Origin of the sequence: Streptomyces sp. NPDC016640, from assembly GCF_043076215.1 — a bacterium.
In the GTDB taxonomy this organism is placed as follows: domain Bacteria; phylum Actinomycetota; class Actinomycetes; order Streptomycetales; family Streptomycetaceae; genus Streptomyces.
On record NZ_JBIBRG010000004.1, the window covers coordinates 347,463 to 371,543 of the forward strand.

The following is a 24,081-nucleotide window of genomic DNA, read 5'->3' on the forward strand; positions in this document are numbered from 1 at the left end:
CCCGGGCCGGCCCGGGACCGGGACAGGTCCCGGGAAGCAGGGGCCGGGTCCTTGACGGGCACGGCCCCCGCTGATCCGGCGGAGCGTCAGCTCGCCCACACCTCGGCCTCGTCGGCCGGGACGGTGGTGGCGAGGCTCAGTTCCTTGCGGGCGGCGACCGACTTGTTCGGGTCGATGTCGGTGAACGCCGGGTCGTAGGCGATGTAGAACGCGTCGGCGTCGGCGGCGTCCGCGGCCTTCCTCCAGTTCCCGGCCGCCTTCGTCAGCGTCGCGCGGAGCCTGCCGACCTCGGTGCCCCCGATGCCGTCCAGACCCTCCACGTGTGCGTCGAGGGCGGCCGCGACGGCCTCGGCCTGCGCCTTGTAGCCGGCCAGGTCGTCCTCGACGGTGTCCTTCTCGGGCTGGTTCGCCCACAGCGCCTCGTAGACCGCGTTCGAACCCTCGAGGTACGTGGTCTGCTCGGGCTCGAGGGACTTCGCGGTGTCCAGCGAGCCGCTGAACGTGCCCTTCTCCATGGTGTAGGTGCAGCTCACCGCGCGGTCACCCGTCGCCCAGCTCTCCTTGGTCGGGGTGTAGTAGGAGAGGGCGGCGCCCTTGGGGAGCGCCCAGGTGTCCGGGGCGTACTTCTGCGCCTCGACCGGGCAGCGGTTGTCCGCGATCGTCGAGACCCCGTCGTCGCCGGGGTACTCCTTGCCCTCGTCGATCGCGAACCCGCCCACGACCTGACCCTCGTGCGCCTCCTTGCAGGGCACGATCTCCACGGCGTACGCCGTCCCCTCGGCCTTGCCGTTCGGGTTGTAGCAGTCGCCGATGTCCAGCGAGAACACGGATTGCTGGCGAGCCACCTTCTTCGCGCCGTCCTTGGCACTGCCGACGGCGTCGGAGACGCCCGAGCATCCCACCGCGCCGATCGCGAGCAGGGCGGCAACGGCGGGTATGCCGCGAAGGGAACGATACGGGGCATGGATTGCCATGGCGTGTACATCCTCTTATATGATCTTTATAAGGGTCGCCCGCATCGTATGCCATTCCTGTGGCCCGGTTGCGCGAAGGCCCTCACCTCATCTCATCGCGGCGTCTCCGACTCGCGAAGGGCCGCGAAGGTTGTATCCGGGCTGCTCACGGGTGGGATTCGAGGGGCCCCGCGACACCGCTGTGGAGCCGGGAGCTGTCGAGCGTGGAGGGACGTGCGCACGGGCGGCCGTACCTCGGGCACCGCGAAACGCGGGCTCGTCGCGCCCTTGCCGCCTTGCCGCCAGGTGGCCTCGTGGAAACGGGCGGTGTCCGAGAGGGTGCGTCCTCAGGGCCTACGCCTGCTCGGCGCCTCTTCGCAGATGATCTCGTCACGCGGGGTGTAGTGCGTGCGGAACGGTTCCCGCCTCACTTCCCGGCCGTCGTCGTGGAAGACCCGCTCCACGGTGACGTCGAAGCCCTCGAGCGGAGTCTGCGGCACGCACTTCTCGGCGGTGCTCACCTTCTTCGCCGGCTGCTGCACATGGCTGCGCGGCCCCTTGACCGACGTGATCCCGTCGTACTTCTTCGTGCCGATGAGGGTGACGGTCACCGAGGTGTCGGTGGACTCGGCCTGGATGTACATGGCCCTGCCGGAGTCGTTGGTGAACCTCAGGTCCAGGCTGCCCCAGGCGACCGTCGCCTCACGGCCCTCGGGGTAGCGCTCGATGTAGAAGGAGTGGGCGCCGTACTCGACGGGCTCGACCCCGGCGAAGAACATCGCGTTGAAGACGGTCGTGGCCACGGCGGAGACGCCGCCGCCGGGCGCCTTGGCGTACTGGTCGTCGAGGATCATGATGCCCTCGGTGAAGCCGTTGGCCCGGGTGCGCTCGCCGACGGTCCGGTTGAAGCTCCAGGTCTCGTTCGGCATGACGACGGAGCCGTTGATGAGTTCCACGGCCCGGCCGACGTTCGTCGTGCGGTAGGCGGCCGGTTCGAAGTCGACGGTGAAGGAGGACATCTTCTCGGTCAGCCCCAGGCGCGCCGCGTTCTCGCGGGTGATCTCCGGCTGGGTCTGCCGCGTGTCCACCGCGCCGGTGCGGGCGGTGCCCGACCTGGTGAGCAGGGGCAGGACGGCCTTGCCCAGGGCCTTGCCGGTGACCTCCACGCCGGGCTCGGCGTCGGCGGCCACCACGGCCTTGTCGCCCTCGAGCCCCAGCCGGGCGTTCCGGGGAGTGGTGGGAAGGCCGCTCAGGGCGTCGGCCACCGCGGGCGTGGCGCGCAGGCCCCCGCCGTCGAGCTTCGGCATGAGCCTGCCGGTGTCGTCCGGCCGCATCGTCAGGTACTCGCCCAGCACGGCCGGGGTGATCGTGAACCGCTTGCCGCCCGCGGTGAGCGTGACCGGTGCCGACATCGCCGGCTGCGCGAACTCGCGTACCGCCCGCCGCACCTGTTCCTCCGTGACCTTCGGCCTGGTCTCGCGTACGGGCAGCACCGTGACCGAGCCCGCCGCGCCGCGCAGGAAGGGAGTGCGCAGGGCGCCGACCGCGGCGTCCACGTTCAGCGCGTACCCGGTGCGCGGGGCGGTCTGCCCGACACGGCCGTCGGTGAAGGAGACGGCGCCGTCGCGGACCTCCTGGTCGAGCGTCTGCGCCAGCTTCCCGAGGGTGGCACGGGCCTTGTCCTCGTCGACCCGCACGACCGGCTCGATGTCACCGCCCGAGCGGAACAGCCCGCCGATCACGCTGACCGGATCGCTGCCGGTGGACGCCGCCCGGTCCACGGTTTCCCGGATGTCGAAGGTGAACCCCGTCTGCCGGGGATCGACCGCGCCCGTGCGGTCGCCGACCTTCACCGCCAGCTTCGGCGGGCCGGCGGCCACCAGGTGCCGCTCCAGCTTCCGGGTGGCCTCCTCGCGGGTCAGGCCCGCGATGCCCACGCCACGCACCGTCGTACCCGCCTCGATCTCACCGCCGATGAGCAGCAGCCCGGCGAGATACAGACCACCGACGCCTGCGGTCAGCACGCCGCCCGCCAGGGCGAGGGGCGGGAGGGAGAGTATTCGGGGGCGCATGGGTCTCCTGAACGGTCGTGTGACGTGCCCGCGATGTCACGGCACTGTGTGCGAGAGCGGTCGGTCAAGCTACGCACAAAAGGGCGCCAAAGGGTATATCCCACGTCACGTCGACCGCTGTGAACCCGCGGGACCCGTTCCCGGGCAGCACCCACACCGCCGACTGGACCGTGGACCGTGGACCGTGGACCGTGGACCGTGGGCTGGGGGCTGGGGGCTGGGGGCTGGGGCTGGGGCTGGGGCTGGGACCGGCCGGCCGCCAGCCGGTGTCCGCCGGCTGAAACGCGACGTTCCGCGTACAGGGCGGTCCCCTCCCGGGCGGGCCGGTCTCCTGGCGGGGTGAAGGGCGTACGACCATCCGGCCGCCGCCCGCGTGGCGTGCCCCGGCGCGGGGACGCGCGTGGTGTGGCCTGAGACGTGCAGGACAACCCACCCGAGGAGGAGACACGGAGCATGTTCGGTCAAGCGCAGGCGTTCAGCGGCTTCTCGGTCGACGACCTCGGCGAGGCCCGCCGGTTCTACGGCGAGACCCTCGGCCTCCGGGCGGAGGAGACCGGGCAGGGGGACATGCGGATGCTGACCCTCACGCTCGGCAGCGGGGCGCAGGTCTTCGTCTACCCGAAGGAGACGCACACCCCCGCGACGTTCACGATCCTCAACTTCCCCGTCGACGACATCGATGCCGCCGTCGCCGAACTGGAGCGGCGCGGCGTCGCCCTGGAGCGCTACGCGGGATTCGACCACGACGAGAGGGGCATCGTCCGGGTCGGCGGCGGCGGTCCCGCGGCGGTCGCGTGGTTCACCGACCCGGCCGGCAACGTCCTCTCCGTGCTCCAGGAGAACTGAGCCGGGGCCGCCGAGCGGTACGGCACGGACCGTCCGGCCCTTCCCCCTGTCCGAGGCACCTGCCGATCCCGCGGTACTGCCGGAGCCGCTCCTCCGACCGGGTCGGATGTCCGTGGTGCCGGAGGTACCGGTGTGGAGACGGCGGACGAAGCGGGTATCCGGACACCATGAGTGATGCGGATCCGACCAAGAACGTGGAGGACTGGGCGACCGGCGACGAACCGGCCACCGGTCCCCAGCTGAGCTACCTGGGCACCTTGGCCCGGGAGGCGGGCGAGGAGGTCCCGGAGAACCTGACGAAGGCAGAGGCGTCGCGGATGATCGACCGCTTGCAGCGGGCCTCGCCCCGCACGGGCGGGGGATCCCCCGACGGGACGGGAGCGGGACCGCCCCCCTGACGGTGGCGTGGGGAGCACTCCCGGTGCCGGCCGCGCGAGTGCACGCCTGCGTGGTCGTGATCCCCGGGCCGTCCGCCGGGTCCGGGACGCCGACGTCCCGGACCCGGCGGACGCGGCCGTCGATCTGCCTGAAACGGTGCTTCCCGGGTACGCGATGGCGCGGGCGAGTGCGCCCGGTGTCGTGCTGTGCGACACCGGTCACGGCGAGCAGAGGGGCAGGGTCACGAGGTCCATGAGCATCATCGAGGAATCGGTCGACATCGGCGTCCCGGTCCGTGTGGCGTACAACCAGTGGACGCAGTTCACAACGTTCCCCCGCTTCATGGACGGCGTCGAACGCGTCGACCAGATCCAGGCGGCGGTGACCCACTGGGTGACCCGGTTCGGCCCGAGGACGTACGAGTACGACGCGGAGATCGTGGAACAGGTCCCGGACCGGCTGGTCCGCTGGGAAGTCCTCGACGGACCCCGGCACACCGGCACGGCGACCTTCGAGGAACGCGACGCCGGCCACTGCCGGGTGACCCTGCGCGTCGACCTGCGGCCCCGGGGAATCGTGGAGCGGGCGTCGGCCACGCTCGGCCTCGCCCGCCGTGTGGTCCACACCGCTCTGACGTCCTTCAAGGACTTCACCGAGGGGCAGGGCCGTGAGACCGGCGCCTGGCGCGGCGAGATCAGCAAGGGCCACGTCCAGCCCACCGAGGGCCGGAGCCGCCCCCACGTACCGACCTGGCCGAGCGGCTGACCCGCCGAGCGGCGGGCGGGATCGAGGGGCCGGCCGGTCGTACCCGGCACACCGGCCACGGGACAGCACACAGGGGGACAGGGGACAGGGGACGCAGGACACGAGCGAGGAGACCACGGTGCAGAAGCCGCCGAGCGAGGAACCGACCGACGACCGCCTCGAGGTCACCCCGCCCAAGACCTGGGCCGCGGGCGTACCGGCGGTGTACCACGCGATGCAGTACTCCCTGGAGCAGACGTCGGCCCGGCGCACGGGGCTCACGCTGCTCAATCTCAACCAGGTCCGCGGCTTCGACTGCCCCGGCTGCGCATGGCCCGAACCCGAACCGGGGCACCGCCCCAGGAACGAGTACTGCGAGAACGGTGCCAAGCACACCAACGACGAGGCCACCTCGCGCCGCATCACGCCCGACTTCTTCCGCCGGTACTCGATCGGCGAGCTGGCCGGGAAGTCCGACCGGTGGCTCAACCAGCAGGGCCGCCTCACCCGGCCCATGGTCAAGCGGCCCGGCTCCGACCACTACGAGCCCATCAGCTGGAGCGCCGCCCTCGACCTGCTCGCCGACGAGCTGAGGGCGCTGGACTCCCCGAACGAGGCGATCTTCTACACCTCAGGCCGCGTCGGCAACGAGGCCGCGTTCGTCCTGCAGCTCTTCGCCCGCGCGTTCGGTACCAACAACCTGCCGGACTGCTCCAACATGTGCCACGAGTCCAGCGGCACCGCACTCAACGAGACCCTCGGCACCGGCAAGGGCGACGTGTCGCTGCGTGACATCCACCACGCCGACCTCATCCTGACCGTCGGCCAGAACCCGGGCACCAACCACCCCCGGATGCTGTCCGCGCTGGAGAACTGCAAGCGCCGCGGAGGCAGGATCGTCGCCGTCAACCCCCTGCCCGAGGCGGGCCTGGTCCGCTTCAAGCAGCCCCAGCGCCCCCGCGGCGTCGTCGGCCGCGGCACACAGATCGCCGACCGCTTCCTCCACATCAGGATCGGCGGTGACCTGGCCCTGTTCCAGGCGCTCAACCTCCTGCTCCTGGAGGCGGAGGAGGCCGCGCCCGGCACCGTCCTCGCCCGGGACTTCATCGACGTCCACACCGAGGGCTTCGAGGAGTTCGCCCGGCATCTGCGCGCCACCGTCTCCTGGCCCGAGGTCGAGAAGGCCACCGGTCTGACCCGCGCCCAGATCGAGGAAGTGCGCGACATGGTCCTCGGGAGCAGGCGTGTGATCGTCTGCTGGGCGATGGGCCTCACCCAGCACCGGCACGGTGTGCCCACCATCCGCGAGGTGGTCAACTTCCTGCTGCTGCGCGGCAACATCGGCCGGCCCGGCGCCGGTGCCTGCCCCGTGCGCGGCCACAGCAATGTGCAGGGCGACCGGACCATGGGCATCTGGGAGCGGATGCCGGACCACTTCCTCGACGCCCTCGCCCGCGAGTTCCACTTCGAGCCGCCCCGCGAGCACGGCTGGGACTCCGTCAACTCCATCCGGGCCATGCGCGACGGCCGTGCCAAGGTCTTCCTCGGACTGGCCGGCAACTTCGTCCGCGCCATCCCGGACAGCGGGGTCGGTGAGGCCGCCATGCGCAACTGCCGGCTGACCGCGCACGTCTCCACCAAGCTCAACCGCTCCCATCTCGTGTGCGGCGAGACCGCCCTGATCCTGCCCACCCTCGGCCGCACCGAGCGGGACGTGCAGGCCACCGGTGAGCAGTTCGTCACCGTCGAGGACTCCATGAGCCAGGTCCATGCCTCCCGCGGCGTCCTCGAGCCGGCCTCGAAACACCTCCTCAGCGAAGTCGCCATCCTCAGCCGCCTGGCCCGCCGCACCCTCGGCGACAAGGTCCCCGTCCGCTGGGAGCGCTTCGAGGCCGACTACGACTGCGTCCGCGACCACATCTCCCGCGTCGTCCCCGGCTTCGAGGACTTCAACACCCGCGTCCGCCGCCCCGGCGGCTTCGGCCTGCCCAACCCGGTCAACGAGGGCGTCTTCCCCACCCCCGCCGGCAAAGCCCTCTTCAGCCGCAACGACTTCGAGGCCCTGACCGCCCCGCCCGGCCATCTGATCCTGCAGAGCCTGCGCTCCCACGACCAGTGGAACACCGTTCCGTACACGGACAACGACCGTTACCGCGGCATCCACGGCTCGCGCCGCGTCGTCCTCGTCAACTGGAACGACATGCGCGAACTCGGCTTGGAGGAGGGCGCGCCGGTCGACCTGGTCGGCGTCTGGAAGGACGGGGTCGAACGCCGCGCGGAGGACTTCCGGGTGGTCGGCTACCCGACCTCACGGGGGTGTGCGGCGGCTTACTACCCGGAGACGAACGTGCTGGTGCCGCTGGACAGCGTGGCCTATCTGAGCAATACGCCGACGTCGAAGGGGATCGTGGTGAGGCTGGAACCCAGGGAGGGGGCCCGTGCGGCGGCGGAAGAGGAATCCCCGGCCTGATTCCGGCACGCACGTGCCCGCCCCTTCGACCGGTGGGACATCCGGCCCCCGCCCGGCCGCCCCGTCAGGGGGTCGCGGACGGCGCATCGGTGAGCGGGACCACCACGCGGGCATCCCCGCACCGGTCCCCGGTGAGGCCTCGCGCACGGGCCGTCCGTTGTGCGCGACGGCCGCGCCGCGGCCGCGAGGAGGCCCCGGCGACCTCGGAACCCACCCGGGATCCCCCGGGACGGGTAGCCCGGCACCTCCCGGGACGGGTAGCCCGGCGTCTCCCGGGTACGTGTGTCCGGCGCCCTCGGTGACGTCGAGCGCCCGCACGGCCCCTCTTCGAAGCATTGGGAGATGAGATGAGGCTCCACGAGTCGGTTCTGGCACTGGCTTCCCGGTTCTCCGACGAGGTGCTCGCCGGACGGTATCGCCTGGACGCGCTCATCGGCTCGGGCGGTGCCGCCGACGTCCACCGAGGACTCGACCTGAGGTTGCGACGGCCGGTGGCGGTCAAGATCTTCCGCACCGGTACCGACGCCGACATGGAGGAGCGCTTCCAGAGCGAGGGGGTGATCCTGGCCCGGCTGCAGCACCCGGGGCTGGTCACCGCGTACGACGCCGGACGGCACGAGGGCCGCGCCTACCTCGTCATGCAACTGATCGAGGGCCCCACCCTCAAGGGCCGCATCGCCGAGGGCCGCCTCCGCCTCGAAGAGACCGCAGTACTCGGCGCCGGCCTGGCCCGGGCCCTGGCCCACGCCCACGAGGCGGGGATCATCCACCGCGACGTCAAGCCGTCCAACATCATCCTGGACGGGTCCGGCAACCCCCATCTGACCGACTTCGGTATCTCCCGGCTGCTCGACGCCACCACCCACACGGCCACCGGCACACTCATCGGCACCGCGGCCTACCTCTCTCCCGAGCAGGTGCTCGGCCGGCGCGTCGGCCTGCCCGCCGACATCTACGCCCTCGGTCTCGTGCTCCTCGAATGCCTCACCGGCAGGCTGGAGTACGAGGGAGCCCCGCTCGAGGCCGCGATCGCGCGGCTCCACCGTCCCCCCGCCCTGCCCGACACCCTGCCGGAGGAGTTCCGGGCCCTGCTGCGGGACATGACCGCCCTGGACGACCGGGCCCGCCCCCCGGCGGGCGAGTGCGCCCGAAGACTGGCCGCCCTGGCGGGAACAGCCCAAGCCGTGCCCGTTCCGGCTCCGGCATCGGCCACGGCCGGGGCGACGGCCGCCCACACGAGCCTCGTCCGGGGGCGGACGCCGGGACGAGGGGCCGACCGCACCAGCACCCACAAGGGCTCGTCGCCCGCCACGGGCACAGCCGGGCCGAGGACCGCGTCCACGCGCGGCCGGGTCCTGATCGCCGGTGGAACCGCCGCGCTCGCCGCCGCCGTGGTCACCGCGTTCGGTGCTCCCGGCGGCTCCCCGGACCAAGGAAACGAGGCCGATCCGCCCCGGGCCGTCAGCCGTCCTTCCCTCCGGGCCGACCCTCCGCACACCCCCGCGGCGAGGAACGACACGACACCGGCGACTCCGTCGTCCTCCTCCCGCGACGCCTCCGCCGGAGCGCTCGGTGACGCCGCGACCGCTCCGAGCCGGGAACCGGACGCCGACGCCGTGACCGGACGGACCACCCGTCCCGCCCCGGCCACCCCGAGCCGGGCACCGGCCACCGACGCCGCCGCACACGGCATCGCGGCCCCGACCCGGGACTCCGGCTCACGCGCCGCCCCGAGCGGCCGGACGTCGGGCGGGCCGGACACGGAGACGGCTGACACGCCGAGGACGGAGACCCCCGACGCACCGCCCGGCGAATCGAAGGAGACCGAGAAGGCCAAGGAGACCGAGAAGGCCAAGGAGGCCAAGAAGACCCGGACCGGGCCACCGCCGGGGAACGAGCGGTAGGACGACGGGCCCCCGGGCCCCGCGCCGTGGAGCCCGGCTCCCGAGCGGGCCGAAGGCGCACACGACCGTGTCCGGGGGACGACCGGACGTGCCCGGCCGACTCCCGGATTCCGCGGGACGGCCGGACCGGGGACGGCACCTCGTTCCGGGGACCGGGGCGGGCAGGCCGCCCCGCCCGTTGACCCGGCAGGGGGAACCGCACGGCTTTCGGGCGTGAGCGGTGACGTGGGGGCGCCCCCGGTGGACAGACTGGAGGCCGACTCCGTGCCCGTCGCGTGGAGCGGGGTGTTCCGGCGGCCCGCGCGCTCCCGTGCCCCCGGGTGGGGTTCGCGATCCGCCGGTGGACCGGTGCGCGGCCCGGCCCGGGGTAGGAGGCGAGCGGAGGCCGAGCCGTTCGAAAGGCGGACGCAGACCGTGAGGACCCGTGACCGGTGGACGGAACCAGGACGGACGGAGCCCCGGCGATCGCTGCTCGTGTGCGCGATGACCGGTGCCGCCGTCATGGCGGCCGTGGACGAGATCGTCTTCCACCAGATCCTGCACTGGCACCACTTCTACGACCGCTCCACCCCGGACGCGGCCCTGGTCTCCGACGGCCTGCTGCACACCGCCGAGCTGCTGGCGCTGGTCGCCGGCCTCTTCCTCTACGCGGACCTGAGGCGCCGCCGTACGCTGTCGCCCGCACACGCCCGGGGCGGGTTCCTCCTCGGCGCCGGCGCGTTCCAGCTCTTCGACGGGATCGTCGACCACAAACTGCTGCGCCTGCACCAGATCCGCTACGGCGTCGACGTGACCCCGTACGACTGGGCGTGGAACCTGGCGGGCCTCGCCCTGCTCGTGGTCGGCCTGTGGCTCGTCGTCCGCGCCGGGCGGCGCGCTCGTCGGTCCTCGTGACGGCCGGCCCGCCCCCGGTCTTCGGGCCGGCGGCCGCCTTCGGGTGCGTCCTGATCTGCGCGGCGTACGTCCTGGCCGCCGCGGGGCTGAGGCGTCGCGGCGACGCCTGGCCATGGGCACGGGACTGTGCCTTCGCCGCCGGGGGAGCGGCGCTGCTCTGGGGGCTGTGCGGCCGGCTCCCGGGCGGGCCGTTCACCGCGCACTCGGTCCGTCATCTGCTCATCGCCATGGCCGGTCCCGTCCTGCTCGTCATCGCGCGTCCCCTCACCCTCACCCTGCGCGTGCTGCCACCCGGCCGCGTCCGGCGGGGGCTGGTGGGCGTGGCGCACTCCGCCCCCGTCGGATGGCTGCTGTTTCCGCCGGCAGCCGCCGTCGTGGACATCGGCGGACTGTGGGTGCTGTACCGCACCGGTCTGCTGTCCGCGACGCATCACCACCCCGTCATCAGCCGGTTGACCGACCTGCACCTGCTGGTTGCGGGCCTGCTCTTCTCCTTCGCCGTCTGCCAGCTCGAGCCCGTCCGCCGCCGGTGGGGCCTGCCCCTGCGGGCGGCGACGCTGCTCGCGGCGGGAGCGGCCCACGCCGTCCTGGCCAAGAGCCTGTACGCCGCCGGTCCGCCGGGCTCCGTCTTCGAGGCGCGCGACCTGCGGCTGGGCGCCCAGGTCATGTACTACGGCGGCGACGCGGTCGAAGTCGTGCTCGCGCTGGTTCTCGCCGTCCGGTGGTACGCGGTCACCGGACGACGGCGCGGCCGGCGAACGGCATCGCCCGTACGCGGTGGTGCCGGCGGGACCAGGGCTCCGGGCGCCCCGCACGGGTACCGCGGAGTTCCCCCGGCCGGGCCCGCGCCCGGTCGTTCCCGAGGAGGGGGCCCACCTCACGGAGAGGGTCCCGGCGCGGGGGATCCCCTCGCGCGGCGCTGATCGTCCTCAGGCCTGACCGCGGGGCAGGGGCCCCGCGCCCGCGTGGCGGCCGGACCGCATCGCGGCGTGACGCTGCCCCGGACCGGGGCCCGAACGGGCGGCCAGGACGTCGGCGACGGCTCCGGTGGTGAACGCGTACACCGCCTTGTGGAGCAGGTCGGCCACCGGCTCGCGCCGGGACCAGGTCCGCGGCGGCGCGTTCCGGCCGGGCCGGCGGTCACCGCCGTTTCGTTCCGGCCGTCACGGAAACCCGCCGCGGGACGGTGACGGTCATGTGCCGAGGCGGAAGGCAGCTCATGAAGAAGGCGTTGTGGACGGTCCCGGTGGCTGTTGCCGGGGCGGCGGTGGTGCGCAGGGCCCGGTCGGGGGGCCCGGCCGACGACCGGGCGGGCGACCGGTGGCTGACGGTGACGGTCAACCGCCCGATGACGGACGTGATGCCGGACGGGAAGCCGCCCGCACCCCTGCGGCGGCTCGAGGACAGGATCGACGTGCGGGTCCGTCCGGCACCGGGCGACCGCGGTACGGAACTGGCGGCGCGGCTGAAGGAGCCGCCGTCCGCCCTGTCGTCGTCCCCGCCCGCGCGCCTGGCCGGCCGGGATCCGCGGCAGGAGGTCCGGGCCGCGCTGCGCGACGCCAAGGCCGTTCTGGAGGCCGGTGAGGTGTTGCGGCCCGACACGCCGCCGACGACCCGCCCGACCCCGGGCGGCAAGCTGGTCGGCCTCCTCGGGCGGCGTTCCGGTGGGGAGGGAGTCCTGTGAAGGCGCTCTGCTGGGAGGGTGTGAACAAGCTGTCCGTCGAGCAGGTCCCGGACGCCGAGGTCCGCAACGACCAGGACATCGTCGTGCGGCTGATCGCGGGCACCACCTGCGGCTCCGACCTGCACCTCATCGGCGGTTACATCCCCGCGATGCGCGCCGGGGACGTGATCGGGCACGAGTTCGTCGGCGAGGTGGTGGAGACGGGTCCCGGGGTGCGCCGGCACAAGGTCGGTGACCGGGTCGTCGTCTGCTCCTTCGTCGGCTGCGGACGGTGCTGGTACTGCGCCAACGACCTGTGGTCCCTGTGCGACAACACCAACACCAACCCCGGTATCGGCCAGGCCCTGTTCGGCTACGAGAGCGCAGGCATCTTCGGTTACTCCCACGCCATGGGCGGCCTGCGCGGCAGCCACGCCGAGTACGTCCGGGTCCCCTTCGCCGACTACGGTGCCTTCACGATCCCCGAGGGCGTCGACGACACCAGTGCGCTGTTCGTCTCCGACTCCGTGCCGACCGGGTGGATGGGCGCCCATCTCGCGGGCGTCAAGCCCGGCGACGTGGTCGCGGTCTGGGGCTGTGGGGCCGTGGGGCAGATGGCCGCCAGGGCGGCGATCCTGCTCGGAGCGGAACGGGTCGTCTCCATCGACCGCGTTCCCGAGCGGCTGGCCATGACCGAGCGGTACGCCGGCTCCGAGACCATCGACTACACCACCACGGACGTCGGCGCCGAACTGCGCGAACGCACCGGCGGCCGCGGCCCCGACGTGTGCATCGAAGCGGTCGGCATGGAGGCGCACGGTGACGGGCCGATGCACCTGTACGACCAGGCCAAACAACAGCTGCGGCTCCAGACCGACCGGCCCACCGCCGTACGCCAGGCCATCCACGCCTGCCGGAAAGCGGGCACCGTCTTCATCCTGGGCGTCTTCGCGGGCGCCGTCGACAAGTTCCCGCTCGGCGCCGTGATCAACAAGGGGCTCACCGTGCGCGGCGCGCAGATGCACGGACAGCGCTACATCCCCATGCTCCTGGACCGGCTCGCCGCCGGTGAGATCGAGACGGCCCACCTGGCGACCCACACCCTCTCGCTGGACCAGGCGCCCAAGGCCTACGACCTGTTCAAGCACAAGACCGACGGCTGCGTCCGCGCCGTCATCCGCCCCGGAATCTGAGGTGGTCCCGTGATGCTCGACAGGGCCGCGCACCGGGTCGCCGACCGACTGGCGCGGCGGCGCTCGGCGCCGGCCCTGCACCCTCACGGGGTGCTGTGTTCCGGGACGCTCGCCGTGTCCGGCCGTACCGGCGGGGAGTGGGGCGTGCCGTGGCTGGACCGGCCCGGCTCGTACGCGGCGACCGTGCGCTGGTCCCGTGCGCTCGGCCTGCCCCGACGGCTGCCGGACGGCCTGGGCCTGGCCGTCCGGGTCATGGATGCCGACGGTCCCGGCACGGCCCTCGACATGCTGTTCACGTCGAGCGGCTCCGGCCGGCTCGGCCGCCACCTTCCGCTGCCGCGGCCCCGGGCGCAGACGGGACCGTACTCCACCCTGCTGTCCTACCGGGTGGGCGACCGCGAACGCGTGCTGGCCGCCTTCCCCGTCCGCGACAGCCGCGACGCGACGGGCGGAGCCCTGCCGACGCTGTGGCAGGAGCTCGCCCGGCGGCCGGTCCGCTTCGACCTGCGCGCGGCCGCCGCCGGCGAACCCTGGCGCACCTTCGCCTCGCTGGCCCTGGAAGCCGTTCACACCGCCCCGGCCACCAGCACGCTGTCCTACGACCCCTATGTCCACAGCCTGCCCGGACTGCATCCGACCGGACGGCTGCGCCGACTGCGTGACGCCGCGTACGCCGGCTCCCGCCGCGGACGGGCGGCAGGAGATCCGGTGGATCCGTAGGGCTGCGCCGCGACGCCGACGAGTCACTCGTCTGTTCGGTGCGTCGCCGGATCCGTCCCGATGAGGTCCGTCACAGTGCCCATCCCGTGGGAAAGCTCCGCGCATGAACGACAGCCCCGGTCCCGGCCCCATGGCCTTCTCGCTCGACCCCACCCTCGAGGAGTCCCCTCGACGCGCCGCGGTGGTGACCGCCCTCGGCGACGACTGGGACCCCCGGCCGTGCTCCGCTCGGAGCAGGAGGCGTACCGCCTGCTGTACTCGCATCTGGACGCGGAGCAGGAGCGGACGTACGCCGTGCTGGTGGACGCGGGCGTGCCGCCCCCGCGGGACGCGGACCGTGCGGCTTCCCGTTGACCCGCAGGCGGACCGGGCCCGGCGGGCCTGGCTCCCCTGCCCGGGACGCGACGACGCCCGGGACCGCGTGACCTGCGCGGTGGACGCCGTCCCCGGTGCCGCCATTGCGGGTGGAAGGCCGTGTCGACCCGCGCGTCCTGACCGACGCCGATGCGGGAGCTGAGGCGGTGCCCGGAGAAACAGGTGTCCCGGGACCCGTCGCACGGCGACCCGGCGCGGGCCGGGTGCCGTGACGCCCTCGGACGTCCCCTGGCTCCCGCTCCGGTTCGGTCCGCTCCCGCGGGCGCGTACGGCGGCGAGCGCACGGACGGGGCGGCTGCGAGCCGGGCGCAGGAACGAGTGCCCGGCCGCGGGCCGCTCCGCCGGTGGCCGGCGCAGCGGCCCGCGAAGCCGGTGTCAGGTGTCGTCGGCGGTCGTTCCGCCGAGCCGTTGCTGGAGTTCCCACAGGGAACGGAACAGGCCCGGCTCCCGGGTGAGTTGCCGGTACGTGCCCTCCTGCACGATCCGTCCCCGGTCCAGGACGACGATCCTGTCCGCCACGGCGACATTGGCGAGCCGATGGGTGATCAGCAGGATCGCCCGGTCCTTCGCCACGTCCCGCAGACCGGTGAAGATGTGGTGCTCGGCCCGCGCGTCGAGGGCCGCGGTGGGCTCGTCCATCACGAGCAGGGCCGCCCGCCGGTGGAACGCCCGGGTGAGGACGACCCGCTGCCACTGGCCTCCGGAGAGCTGCTGTCCGCCGAACCACTCCGAGGTCAGCAGGGTGTCGAGACCGGACCGCAGGCCGGGCAGCATGTCCACCGCCCCGGACGCCTCGCAGGCCGCCAGGACGGCGGCGTCACCGGTGTCGCCCTGGCCGAAGGTGATGTTGTCGCGCAGGGTGAGCGGCAGGTAGGTGTACTTCTGCGGGATCAGGGCGACATGCTTCCACGCCTCCCAGGGATCCGTCTCCGCCGTGGTCGTGTGGTCCCACGCCACCTCGCCGGCCGTGGGCAGCAGCAGTCCGCAGATCAGCCGCGACAGCGTCGACTTGCCCGACCCGTTCTCCCCGACCAGCGCCACGATCTCGCCGCGCCGCACCTGGAGCGACACCCCGCTGAGACTGTCCCTCGGGGAACCGTCGTACCGGTAGGTGACGTCACGGACCTCGAACCGCTCCGGTGCACCCGGCAGGGCCTTCGTACCCCGGCAGGCCGCCATGGCCTGCCCGTGGGCGTTGTCGAGGAAGTTCTGCCAGTCCTGCACGTACCAGCCGGTACGCACCAGCCGGGCACCGCCGTTGATGATGCCGCGTACGGACAGGGTCGCCGTCTGCAGGGCGAACACCGCGCCGCCGCCGGCGGCGAGATCCATGCGCCCGGAGGCCAGGAGCCAGAGCAGCGCCGCCCACACGGCGGCCGACGCCACCCCGCCGGCGGCGGCCCCGGCCAGCCCCATCCGGGCCCCGGTGTCCGCGGCCCTGCGCTCGGCCGCGTTGACCGAGGCGGCGAGCCGCCGGTACCGCGTGATGAGGAACGGCCCGGCCAGACAGGCCCGCATCTCCTCGCTGGACTCCGTGTAGGCCATGTGCCAGCGGAGTTTGTACAGCATCCGGCGCCGTCCCGACGTCTCCAGGCTCGCCAGGTACAGCACGCGTGCCGCCCGCACGTACGCGGCGGCCTGCGGCAGGCACGCCAGGAGCAGCAGAGGCAGGAGCGCCGGGTGGAGCACGGCGAGGACGGTCGCCCCGGCGGTGAGCGTCGCCGTCGAGGCGAGGACGTCCTGGGCCTCGGCCACCAGGTCCGGAGTGACCTGGGCGCCGCGGTCGGCGATGTCGTAGAAGTCGTTGTAGCCGGGCTTGTTGTTCGCCGCCAGTTCCGCGCCGAGCGCGGCCTCGATCATCGTCACCTCGGCCGCCCGGGCCAGTACCGGCCGCAGCCGGCCGGTCAGCCACGTCACCGTGATGCCCAGCACGGCGCGCAGCCCGGTCGCCGTGGCGATGACCGCCAGCTGCGGAGCGGCCTCCCACAACCGCGTCGAGATGTCGCCCGACGAGATCAGCGCGTTGATCGTCCCCGTGACGGCGAGCAGTCCGAGGGCGGCGAGCACGCCGGTGCCGGCCTGGCACGCCAGCAGCCCGGCCGTGGCACCGCGGTCCACCTGCCAGGCCATCTTCAGGGACCGCACCACGAGCGCCGGCAGGCGCCTGGCCATCGTGCCGGTCGTCATCTGCGCACCGGCCTTGGCGCGTGACTCGTCGCGGTACTGGTACTCCTCGTCGTGGGCGTCGGCCGTGCCGTCCGGGACGGCCGCGTCCGATGTGCCGGAAGTCGTCTGATGTGCTGCGTTGGTCGAGGTCAACGTGGTCCCCCTGGTCGCTCGCCCGGTGGTTCGCGGGGCTCAACGACCCGGCCGCGCTTTCGAACACATGTGTTTCGGTCGGCTGCGGAACCCCGCGAACACGGGCTCCGCGCAACGTGTGAGGGGCACCGACCCTTTGCGCCCAAGGGCCGGCTCCGGTCGGCGAGTGGCCGAAACGCCGGAGACGGCCGCCCGCCCGGTGGGTGGTGGGGGGCGCCCGCAGGGACGCGGGCCGGCGACCACCTCCGTCCGCCCGGCCCGGGACCGGCCGGTGCTCCGAAGGGGTGACCGGGGCGCCGTCACGACCGCCCGGGCAGCGGCTCGGTATCCTCTCGGGGTGACGCAGCAGCCCCGCCCCGCCGAGCGGCGGCCCGCGAACGACGGACCGCGGGCCGCCGCCCGCAACCGGGCCGCGCTGGTCGCCGCCGCCCGGGAGATCTGCGCGGAGTACGGTCTGGACGCCCCCCTGTCCGCGATCGCCCGCCGCGCCGGAGTCGGCCAGGGTGTTCTGTACCGGCACTTTCCCGACCGGACCGCCGTGGTGAGCGCGGTCCTGGAGGAGAACGTCCGGCAGGTCGAGCAGGCGGCGGCGGCCGAGGACGCGGACCTGGCCGGCGTCCTCGGTGTCCTGACCTGGCATCTGACGGAGTCGGCGGCCTTCATCGGCATGCTGCACTCCTATGGCGCGCGCAGCCGCTCCGGCACCCCCTCGTACGCTCCGGCCCTGTCCGGGCGGGTCGAGCGCGCCCTGCGGGGCCATCTGCCGGACGGCCACCGGCTGGCCGCGGTGCGGGGCGACCTCGCGATCGCCGTCGCCATGGTCGCCGGTGCCGTCACCGGCCCCACCCGCGAGCAGCGCGAACACCGGGCACTGGCCGCCTGGCGGCTGCTGGGTGCCGAGGTGGGACCGGTGCGGCCCTTCGAGGGGTGAACGGGGCCGCGGTCAGCCGCCGTTGGACTGCCGGACGCCCTCGGCCAGGGCGTCGAAGGCGTACAGACAGCCCCCGGCGGGCCCGCTGACCGTCATGTAGGCCCGGGTCCCCCCGGGTGTGATGGCCACGTTGGTCGCCGATTCGAGCCCCTCGGCGGCACGGGCGGGCACCTCGACGGTGGCCAGGCGCTCACCGTGCCGGTCGTACACCGCCATTGCCGGCCGGCCGTGCAGACCCAGGTAGAGGTTGCCGTCCGCGTCCACGGCGATCGAGTCCGTCTGCGCGATCCCGCCGTCCACCCGGATGGCGGTGTGCTGGGAAGCGACCCCGCCCTTGCCGTCGAGCAGGAGGTAAGAGACGCGGTTCCGCGTGAGTTCGCCGACCCACAGCCCGCGGTACTCCGCGTCGAACGAGATGCCGTTGGGCGCCGCCAGCCCGTCCGCGAGGACGGTGGCGCCCTTCCCTTCGCGGTCGATCCGCACCACGCGCCCCTTCGCCGCGCCCTCGGACAGCCCGCGCGAGTCGCTGACGTACAGGTGTCCCTCCCGGTCGAAGGCGAGGTCGTCGGGGTTCATCCGCGCCCCGTCGACCTCACCGGAGAAGAAGGTCCGCGCATCACCTCCGTCCGGGGCCAGACTGACGATCTCGCCGTGCGCGAAGTCGGTCAGATAGAGGCGCCCGTCGTGCGGGCTGTACTGGGCCGAGGTGTAGGCGCCGCGGTCGTCGGTGTGGACCGTGCGCGAGGTCCCGTCGGCGACGTCGACGCGCAGCACCTTCGGCTCGCCGGCGGGCGCGGTGACGTCGACGACGGTCAGGCGGCCGTCCGTGCCGAAGACGGGACCCTCCAGGAGGGTCATCCCGGTCTCCTCGTGCGCCGTCGTCAGCCGCAGGACCTTCTGCGCGCGGATGTCCCTCACCGCGCCCGGGGCGGCCGGCCGGTCCGCGCCGGGGCCGTCCGTTTCCGTACCGCACCCGGTGAGGGCCAGCACGGCGATCGCGGCGAGCCCGGCCAGGGATCGGATCGGGGGTCGTTGCATGGGGGTCACCCTTCCTGTCCGAGGTGTGCGGAACCTTCTCCGCTCCAACCGGACAACACTGTCCGGTAGTTGCTACGGTAGTGCATGCCTGCTCAAGTCCCGTGATCTGCAGGCCGGTTCACGGACAGGGCGGCTTCCTGGCAGTGAACCGAAGGATCGAGGTCCCCCCACATGACGAACTCCGAAGCGTTGTCCTCCGAGGCACTGGCCGAGCTGAGGCGGCGCTACCGCCTCGAGCGGGAGCGGCGCGTACGACCCGACGGCACCCGGCAGTACCTCGACGCCGACGCCGAGTTCGGCCACTACGCCGCGGATCCCCACGCGGGGGAATCCGCCGGGCGCGAGCCGCTGCGGGACGAGGTGGACGTGGCGGTCGTCGGCGGCGGATTCGGCGGCATCCTCGCGGGGGCGCGGCTGCGCGAGCGGGGTGTCCGGCGCGTCCGGATCATCGAGAAGGGCGGTGACTTCGGGGGAACCTGGTACTGGAACCGGTACCCGGGCATCCACTGCGACATCGAGTCGCACGTGTACCTGCCGATGCTCGACGAGACCGGGTACGTGCCGGAGTGGAAGTACGCCCCCGGCGAGGAGATCCGCCGGCACGCGGTGCGGATCGCCGAGAAGTACGACCTCTACGCGGACGCCCTGTTCTCCACGGCGGTCACGTCGCTGTCCTGGGACGGGACCTCGCAGGCGTGGATCGTCACGACCGGCCGGGGGGACGAGTTCCGGGCCACCTACGTCGTCACGGCGACCGGTACCATGTCCGACCTCAAGCTCCCCGGCATCCCCGGCATCGAGAACTTCGGGGGCCACACCTTCCACACCTCCCGCTGGGACTACGCCTACACCGGCGGCACCCCGGACGGCGGCCTGACCGGCCTCGCGGGCAAACGCGTGGGCGTGGTCGGCACCGGGGCCACCGGCGTCCAGGTCGTCCCGAAGCTGGCCGAGGACGCCGGACACCTCTACGTGTTCCAGCGCACCCCGTCCACCGTGGACGTGCGCGCCAACCGCCGCACCACCGCCCGGGACGTCGGCGCCGACCACGACGGCTGGGCACGCGAGCGCCGCGACAACTTCCTGCGCATCACCTCCGGCGAGTCCGCCGAAGAGGACCTCGTGGCGGACCGGTGGACCGCGTCGTCGGGCCTGCTGGAGAAGCTCCTGCCGAGCTTTTGCCGTCCGGCGGACCGGCAGGCCTTCGAAGCGGCCTACGAGGTCGCGGACGCCGTCAAGATGAACGAGATCCGCGCCCGCGTCGAGCGCCTCGTCACCGACCCGGAGACGGCGGAGAAGCTCAAGCCCTGGTACCGCTACGCCTGCAAGCGCCCCACCTTCTCCGACGCGTACTACCAGGCCTTCAACCGGGACAACGTCACCCTGGTCGACACGGCGGACACGCACGGCATCGAGCGCGTGACCGCGCGGGGCGTCGTGGTCGGCGGCACCGCGTACGAACTCGACTGCCTGGTCTTCGCCACCGGATTCTCCGTCGGAGTCTCCGGCGTCCACTCCGGCAGGCTGCCCGTCCACGGCCGCGGCGGCACCCAGCTGCTGCACGCGTTGCGGGAGCGGGGACCGCGGTCCCTGCACGGCTTCACCCGCGACGGCTTCCCGAACCTGATCCAGCTGGGAGCCGCGCAGAGCGCCAGCAGCGTCAACTTCACGCACGTGCTGGACGAGCACGCCGTCCACGCCGCGGCGCTCGTCGCGGCCGCCGAGGCCGGGGACGCCCTCATCGAACCGTCCCGGGAGGCCGAGGACGCCTGGCTCGCGGTCCTCGCCGAGGACGCCCCCGACCACGAGTGGTTCCACGCGGAGTGCACTCCCGGCTACTACAACCGTGAAGGACGCGGCCGGCCGAACGGCCCGCTCGCCTACCCGCACGGCGCGTTCGCCTTCCACGATCTGCTGAAGCGGTGGCGCGAGGAGTCCCTGCACGAGGTCCTCCGGCCCAGGACCTCCGCCCGGGGCTAGCACGGCCGGCCCCCGCCCCTCCCGCGGACGCTCGGGAAAGGCGGGTGACGACGTGTCAGACCGCGGACCGGCCGTCGCCCACGGGGAGGATCGCGCCGTGGACCCCGCGGCGCCGCGCCCCCCGCCCGACGCCGCCGCCCGTCCGGGGGTTCCCCGCGCGTCCGGCGCACCGCGTCCCGGCGGTTCTGCCCACCTGGGTGATCACCGGTGGCGGGGGGCAACCGCCGCTCATAGCTTCGGCTCATGACCAGACGACACATCGCGTATCTCGCGTGCACCACCGCCGTCGTGGCCGCGGGGCTGGGGGCCGCCCCGTCGGTCCACCGGCCCGCCGTCCACCGCGTGCAGCCCGGCCAGTCGATCCAGAAGGCCGTGGACGCCGCGAAGCCGGGGGACACCGTCCTCCTCGAGCCCGGCACCTACCGGCAGAGCGTCGACATCACCGAGTCGGACATCACCCTGCGCGGCACCGGCGCGAAGCTCACCGTGCTGACGCCCCCCTCGAAGCCCGGCGGGAACGCCTGCGCCAAGGCCGGGAACGGCGTCTGCGTGACCGGGACCGACAAGAACCCCCTCCAGGACGTCACCGTACGGTCGCTGACGCTGAGGGGCTTCGCCGGGAACGGGCTGTGGGCCACCGGTACCGACCGGCTCGAGGTCCGCAACGTGACCGCGGAGGAGAACGGCCGGTGGGGCATCGCCACGGAACGCTCCGTGCGGGGCGTGCTCAGCCACAACACCGCCCGGAACAACGGCGACGCCGGACTGTTCGTCGCCAACACCGTCGACACCGAGGAGGGCGCCCGGGACGCCGGCAGGACGGTGATCCGGCACAACACCATGGCCGGCAACCGGATCGGCGTCACCGTGCGGCGGCTGCGGAACCTGAGCGTCGACCGCAACGAGGCCACCGGCAACTGCGCCGCCGTGTTCGTCGTCGGCGACGAGTCCGAGCCGCGCGCCGGCGCGCTGAACGTGACCCGCAACCACGTCCACGCCAACAACAAGTACTGCGCCAAGACCCCGCGGCTGCCCTTCCTGCAGGGCTCGGGCATCGTCCTCACCGGCGCCGAGGAGACGCTGGTGGCCTTGAACCGGGTGGAGGACAACAAGGGCACGTCCCCGCTGTCCGGCGGCATCGTGCTCTTCAAGAGCCTCGTCGGCACCCCCAACGAGCGCAACGACGTCCGCGACAACCTGGTGACCGGCAACAGTCCGGCAGACCTGGCCGACCGGGACACCGCGAGGAACAACACGTTCAGCCGCAACACCTGCACGCTCTCCGAGCCCGCGGGGATGTGCTGAACGGCTCGCCGTCCGATGACGGCACGACAGCAGAAGCGAGGCGACGGATGACCACCGTTGATCCGGCTCCGCCACCGCCCATGCGGCTGCGGGAGCTCGTGTTCGGGGCGGCGTGCGCCGCCGCCGTACGCGCGGCCGTCCGCCTGGGCGTGGCGGACGCGCTGGACGACAGCCCCATGACCGTCGACGACCTGGCGGCGGCGGTGAAGACCGAGCCGCACACCCTGCGGCGGCTGCTGCGCGCACTGTCCTGCCAGGGCGTCTTCACCGAGAACCCCGACGGCACCTTCGAGCACAGCGAGATGTCCCGGCTGCTGCGCGAGGACGACCCGCACAGCCTGCGGTACATCGCCCTGTGGTGCACCGAGCCGTGGACCTGGAACGTCTGGCCGCTGCTCGACGAGGCGGTGCGCTCCGGCCGCAGCGTCTTCGACGACCTGTACGACCGCGAGTTCTTCCCCTACCTCAACGAGTCGGCCCCCGAGTCCGCCCGCGTGTTCAACCGGGCCATGACGACGTCCAGCGAGCAGTCCGCACGGGATGTGGCCCAGCTGCTCGACCTGGACGACGCCTCCTCGGTCGTGGACATCGGCGGCGGTCAGGGGCACGTCCTGGCCGACCTCCTGGAGAAGCACCCCCACCTCCACGGCACACTGATCGATCTGCCCGGCGTCGTCGAGAACGCCGACCCGCGGCTGCGCGAGGGCGGCGCCCTGGCCGGCCGGACCGACCTCCTGGCGCGGGACTGCCGTGAGGGCGTCCCCGTCCGGGCGGACGTCTACATCATCAAGAACGTCCTGGAGTGGGACGACGACAGCACCCGCCGGGCGCTGGGCAACGTCCGCAGGGCGGCGCGGCCCGGGGCCCGGGTCGTCGTCATCGAGAACCTGGTGGACGACACCCCGTCGATGCGGTTCACCACCGCCATGGACCTGCTGCTGCTCCTCAACGTCGGCGGTGCCAAGCACACCCGGCGGAGCATGGTCGACCGCCTGACCGGCGCGGGCCTCGTCGTCGGGGAGATCCACCCGGTCAACGCCTATCTCCACGCCTTCGAGTGCACCGTCCCCGGCTGATCCCCACCGTCCCCGGCTGATCCCCGAAGACGCGCCCCGACCCCGGGGCCGCCGGCTCCGCGACTGACGCGGGACCGGCGGCCCCGGGGTTTCCCGGTGCGCCGGCTCAGGAGCCGGCGCCGCGCTCCCAGCGGTAGAAGCACCGGGCCATGGCGTCCTTGGGGCTGCGCCACGTGGCGGGGTCGTACGGGCTGACGTACGCCTCCAGCTGCTCGCTGATGCCGCGGAACTCGGGGTGTCCGGCCACCTTCGCGATGGCGGGCGCCGGGTCCTGCTCGGCCTCGATGAGGTGCAGGTACACGTCGTCCCCGAACTGGAAGAGACTGCGCCGGCTGACGCCGACCAGGTGGGGCAGTTCACCCCGGTCGGAGGCGGCGAACACGTCGGCGATCTTCGGCGCCGAACCGGGCGCCATCCGGGCGACGATGAGGGCGTGATGCATCGGCTGTGTCCTTCCCGGCCCGGTGCTCAGCGGGAGGACGCGACGGACGCGTTCTCGCTGTCGCGGGCCACCTGTTCGATCCGGTCCCGGATGAGGGCCAGCTGGGTGCGGGAGTTGCGGTTGATGTTGTCGGTCATCCAGTCGTCGTCGACCGGGGCGTCCGGCTTCATCGCGAAGTCCTGCGTCCAGCGCATCTGGACACCGCCCGGCAGCTCCGTGTACTCCCACAGGATGTCCATGTGCGCGAAGGGGCCCGTCTCGACGCGGCGGGCGCGCACGGTCCGCTTCCCGCGGTCCGGGGTGCGCTCCGACACCCAGCTCCACACCTTGCCGTCCTCGTCCGGGTGCATGGTCAGCCGGAACGTCGTCGTGTCGCCCTCGCGGGAGAGGACCTCCACGGAGGCGTACTCGCTGAAGAGCCGCGGCCAGTTCTCCAGGTCGTTGGTCATCTCCCACACGAGGTCGAGGGGAGCGTCGATGGTGATGCTGTTCTCGGTGTGTCCGGCCATGTCAGGCTCCAGCCCTGAGGGTGCTGTTGACGAGGTCCAGGAACTCCCGGGGGGTCCGGCAGCGCTCCGAGTCGGGGGGCAGCGACCGGTCGTACCGGTTCTCCAGCTCGCCGACGATGCCGAGCAGACCGAGCGAGTCGAGACCGAAGACGTCGAAGGGGGACTCCGCGGACTGCTTCAGTTCCTGGGGGTCGACGGTGATACCGGCCGTCCGCTTGATGAGGGCGGCCAGTTCGTCGAAGGTCACTTCGGTGGTGATCATGGGTGAC

General features: G+C 72.9%; 22 protein-coding genes and 1 pseudogene. 15 read left to right on the top strand and 8 right to left on the bottom strand.

Going from position 1 to position 24,081, the window contains the following annotated elements; all coding sequences use genetic code 11:
* Window positions 1-86 precede the first annotated feature (86 nt).
* Both ACF07S_RS11340 and ACF07S_RS11345 read right to left on the bottom strand, forming a co-directional pair.
* Window positions 87-974, bottom strand: a complete 888-nt coding sequence (locus ACF07S_RS11340) for a septum formation family protein (protein ID WP_391974062.1) — start codon at window positions 972-974, stop codon at window positions 87-89.
* Between the two features lie 326 nt (window positions 975-1,300).
* Window positions 1,301-3,025, bottom strand: a complete 1,725-nt coding sequence (locus ACF07S_RS11345) for a VanW family protein (RefSeq protein WP_391974063.1) — start codon at window positions 3,023-3,025, stop codon at window positions 1,301-1,303.
* Between the two features lie 453 nt (window positions 3,026-3,478).
* On the opposite strand from ACF07S_RS11345, the gene ACF07S_RS11350 reads away from it, so the two are divergent.
* From ACF07S_RS11350 to ACF07S_RS11380, 7 genes are all read left to right on the top strand, one after another.
* Complete coding sequence (locus ACF07S_RS11350; protein ID WP_391964084.1) at window positions 3,479-3,871, top strand: VOC family protein; 393 nt, start codon at window positions 3,479-3,481, stop codon at window positions 3,869-3,871.
* A 167-nt stretch (window positions 3,872-4,038) separates the two neighbouring features.
* Complete coding sequence (locus ACF07S_RS11355; RefSeq protein WP_391974064.1) at window positions 4,039-4,269, top strand: DUF3072 domain-containing protein; 231 nt, start codon at window positions 4,039-4,041, stop codon at window positions 4,267-4,269.
* Window positions 4,270-4,501: 232 nt separating this feature from the next.
* On the top strand, window positions 4,502-5,014 hold the full coding sequence (locus ACF07S_RS11360) for an SRPBCC family protein (protein WP_391964082.1): 513 nt from the start codon (window positions 4,502-4,504) through the stop codon (window positions 5,012-5,014).
* Window positions 5,015-5,132: 118 nt separating this feature from the next.
* Window positions 5,133-7,463, top strand: a complete 2,331-nt coding sequence (locus tag ACF07S_RS11365) for an FdhF/YdeP family oxidoreductase (RefSeq protein ID WP_391974065.1) — start codon at window positions 5,133-5,135, stop codon at window positions 7,461-7,463.
* Window positions 7,464-7,810: 347 nt separating this feature from the next.
* Complete coding sequence (locus ACF07S_RS11370; protein WP_391974066.1) at window positions 7,811-9,367, top strand: protein kinase; 1,557 nt, start codon at window positions 7,811-7,813, stop codon at window positions 9,365-9,367.
* A gap of 483 nt (window positions 9,368-9,850) precedes the next feature.
* Window positions 9,851-10,261, top strand: coding sequence for a DUF2243 domain-containing protein (locus ACF07S_RS11375; protein WP_391964079.1), 411 nt, complete (start codon window positions 9,851-9,853; stop codon window positions 10,259-10,261).
* The gene (locus ACF07S_RS11380; protein WP_391974067.1) at window positions 10,216-11,184 is read left to right on the top strand and encodes a cytochrome c oxidase assembly protein; all 969 of its coding nucleotides are present in this window, start codon (window positions 10,216-10,218) and stop codon (window positions 11,182-11,184) included. Before ACF07S_RS11375 ends, ACF07S_RS11380 begins: the two co-directional genes overlap by 46 nt.
* A 6-nt stretch (window positions 11,185-11,190) precedes the next feature.
* Here the strand turns inward: ACF07S_RS11380 and ACF07S_RS11385 are convergent, their stop codons facing one another.
* Window positions 11,191-11,349: a hypothetical protein gene (locus tag ACF07S_RS11385; protein ID WP_391964077.1), complete on the bottom strand. Its 159-nt coding sequence runs from the start codon at window positions 11,347-11,349 to the stop codon at window positions 11,191-11,193.
* A gap of 131 nt (window positions 11,350-11,480) precedes the next feature.
* Between ACF07S_RS11385 and ACF07S_RS11390 the strand changes: the two genes are divergently transcribed.
* The 4 genes and pseudogenes from ACF07S_RS11390 to ACF07S_RS11405 all read left to right on the top strand — a co-directional run bounded on the left by ACF07S_RS11390 (window position 11,481) and on the right by ACF07S_RS11405 (window position 14,191).
* Entirely contained in the window at window positions 11,481-11,945 is a 465-nt protein-coding gene (locus ACF07S_RS11390) for a hypothetical protein (protein ID WP_391964076.1), read from the top strand.
* On the top strand, window positions 11,942-13,117 hold the full coding sequence (locus ACF07S_RS11395) for a zinc-dependent alcohol dehydrogenase (RefSeq protein ID WP_391964075.1): 1,176 nt from the start codon (window positions 11,942-11,944) through the stop codon (window positions 13,115-13,117). Before ACF07S_RS11390 ends, ACF07S_RS11395 begins: the two co-directional genes overlap by 4 nt.
* A gap of 12 nt (window positions 13,118-13,129) precedes the next feature.
* Window positions 13,130-13,837, top strand: a complete 708-nt coding sequence (locus tag ACF07S_RS11400; protein ID WP_391974114.1) for a phosphodiesterase — start codon at window positions 13,130-13,132, stop codon at window positions 13,835-13,837.
* 130 nt (window positions 13,838-13,967) lie between these two features.
* Window positions 13,968-14,191, top strand: a pseudogene (locus ACF07S_RS11405) (DUF6400 family protein).
* A 396-nt stretch (window positions 14,192-14,587) separates the two neighbouring features.
* Here ACF07S_RS11405 and ACF07S_RS11410 read toward each other — a convergent pair.
* Window positions 14,588-16,531: an ATP-binding cassette domain-containing protein gene (locus ACF07S_RS11410; protein ID WP_391964074.1), complete on the bottom strand. Its 1,944-nt coding sequence runs from the start codon at window positions 16,529-16,531 to the stop codon at window positions 14,588-14,590.
* Between the two features lie 337 nt (window positions 16,532-16,868).
* On the opposite strand from ACF07S_RS11410, the gene ACF07S_RS11415 reads away from it, so the two are divergent.
* A complete protein-coding gene (locus ACF07S_RS11415; RefSeq protein ID WP_391964073.1) occupies window positions 16,869-17,462 on the top strand; it encodes a helix-turn-helix domain-containing protein in 594 nt (197 codons plus the stop codon).
* Between the two features lie 12 nt (window positions 17,463-17,474).
* Here the strand turns inward: ACF07S_RS11415 and ACF07S_RS11420 are convergent, their stop codons facing one another.
* The gene (locus tag ACF07S_RS11420) at window positions 17,475-18,500 is read right to left on the bottom strand and encodes an SMP-30/gluconolactonase/LRE family protein (protein ID WP_391974068.1); all 1,026 of its coding nucleotides are present in this window, start codon (window positions 18,498-18,500) and stop codon (window positions 17,475-17,477) included.
* Window positions 18,501-18,671: 171 nt separating this feature from the next.
* On the opposite strand from ACF07S_RS11420, the gene ACF07S_RS11425 reads away from it, so the two are divergent.
* The 3 genes from ACF07S_RS11425 (at window position 18,672) to ACF07S_RS11435 (ending at window position 22,861) form a co-directional block, all read left to right on the top strand.
* Entirely contained in the window at window positions 18,672-20,480 is a 1,809-nt protein-coding gene (locus tag ACF07S_RS11425) for a flavin-containing monooxygenase (RefSeq protein WP_391964071.1), read from the top strand.
* A 243-nt stretch (window positions 20,481-20,723) separates the two neighbouring features.
* On the top strand, window positions 20,724-21,785 hold the full coding sequence (locus ACF07S_RS11430) for a nitrous oxide reductase family maturation protein NosD (protein ID WP_391974069.1): 1,062 nt from the start codon (window positions 20,724-20,726) through the stop codon (window positions 21,783-21,785).
* A 47-nt stretch (window positions 21,786-21,832) separates the two neighbouring features.
* Window positions 21,833-22,861: a methyltransferase gene (locus ACF07S_RS11435; protein ID WP_391974070.1), complete on the top strand. Its 1,029-nt coding sequence runs from the start codon at window positions 21,833-21,835 to the stop codon at window positions 22,859-22,861.
* 106 nt (window positions 22,862-22,967) lie between these two features.
* On the opposite strand, the gene ACF07S_RS11440 is transcribed toward ACF07S_RS11435, so the two are convergent.
* The 3 genes from ACF07S_RS11440 to ACF07S_RS11450 are packed head-to-tail and all read right to left on the bottom strand — an operon-like array spanning window position 22,968 to window position 24,074.
* Window positions 22,968-23,303, bottom strand: a complete 336-nt coding sequence (locus tag ACF07S_RS11440; RefSeq protein ID WP_391964068.1) for a TcmI family type II polyketide cyclase — start codon at window positions 23,301-23,303, stop codon at window positions 22,968-22,970.
* A gap of 26 nt (window positions 23,304-23,329) precedes the next feature.
* Entirely contained in the window at window positions 23,330-23,812 is a 483-nt protein-coding gene (locus tag ACF07S_RS11445; protein WP_391964067.1) for an SRPBCC family protein, read from the bottom strand.
* 1 nt (window position 23,813) lies between these two features.
* The gene (locus tag ACF07S_RS11450) at window positions 23,814-24,074 is read right to left on the bottom strand and encodes an acyl carrier protein (RefSeq protein WP_391964066.1); all 261 of its coding nucleotides are present in this window, start codon (window positions 24,072-24,074) and stop codon (window positions 23,814-23,816) included.
* Window positions 24,075-24,081 lie beyond the last annotated feature (7 nt).

Bases quoted from the DNA above. Each gene is read 5' to 3' on its own strand.
- ACF07S_RS11340 (WP_391974062.1), bottom strand. From the start codon at position 974: ATGGCAATCCATGCCCCGTATCGTTCCCTTCGCGGCATACCCGCCGTT.
- ACF07S_RS11345 (WP_391974063.1), bottom strand. From the start codon at position 3,025: ATGCGCCCCCGAATACTCTCCCTCCCGCCCCTCGCCCTGGCGGGCGGC.
- ACF07S_RS11350 (WP_391964084.1), top strand. From the start codon at position 3,479: ATGTTCGGTCAAGCGCAGGCGTTCAGCGGCTTCTCGGTCGACGACCTC.
- ACF07S_RS11355 (WP_391974064.1), top strand. From the start codon at position 4,039: ATGAGTGATGCGGATCCGACCAAGAACGTGGAGGACTGGGCGACCGGC.
- ACF07S_RS11360 (WP_391964082.1), top strand. From the start codon at position 4,502: ATGAGCATCATCGAGGAATCGGTCGACATCGGCGTCCCGGTCCGTGTG.
- ACF07S_RS11370 (WP_391974066.1), top strand. From the start codon at position 7,811: ATGAGGCTCCACGAGTCGGTTCTGGCACTGGCTTCCCGGTTCTCCGAC.
- ACF07S_RS11375 (WP_391964079.1), top strand. From the start codon at position 9,851: ATGACCGGTGCCGCCGTCATGGCGGCCGTGGACGAGATCGTCTTCCAC.
- ACF07S_RS11390 (WP_391964076.1), top strand. From the start codon at position 11,481: ATGAAGAAGGCGTTGTGGACGGTCCCGGTGGCTGTTGCCGGGGCGGCG.
- ACF07S_RS11400 (WP_391974114.1), top strand. From the start codon at position 13,130: ATGCTCGACAGGGCCGCGCACCGGGTCGCCGACCGACTGGCGCGGCGG.
- ACF07S_RS11420 (WP_391974068.1), bottom strand. From the start codon at position 18,500: ATGCAACGACCCCCGATCCGATCCCTGGCCGGGCTCGCCGCGATCGCC.
- ACF07S_RS11425 (WP_391964071.1), top strand. From the start codon at position 18,672: ATGACGAACTCCGAAGCGTTGTCCTCCGAGGCACTGGCCGAGCTGAGG.
- ACF07S_RS11430 (WP_391974069.1), top strand. From the start codon at position 20,724: ATGACCAGACGACACATCGCGTATCTCGCGTGCACCACCGCCGTCGTG.
- ACF07S_RS11435 (WP_391974070.1), top strand. From the start codon at position 21,833: ATGACCACCGTTGATCCGGCTCCGCCACCGCCCATGCGGCTGCGGGAG.
- ACF07S_RS11440 (WP_391964068.1), bottom strand. From the start codon at position 23,303: ATGCATCACGCCCTCATCGTCGCCCGGATGGCGCCCGGTTCGGCGCCG.
- ACF07S_RS11445 (WP_391964067.1), bottom strand. From the start codon at position 23,812: ATGGCCGGACACACCGAGAACAGCATCACCATCGACGCTCCCCTCGAC.
- ACF07S_RS11450 (WP_391964066.1), bottom strand. From the start codon at position 24,074: ATGATCACCACCGAAGTGACCTTCGACGAACTGGCCGCCCTCATCAAG.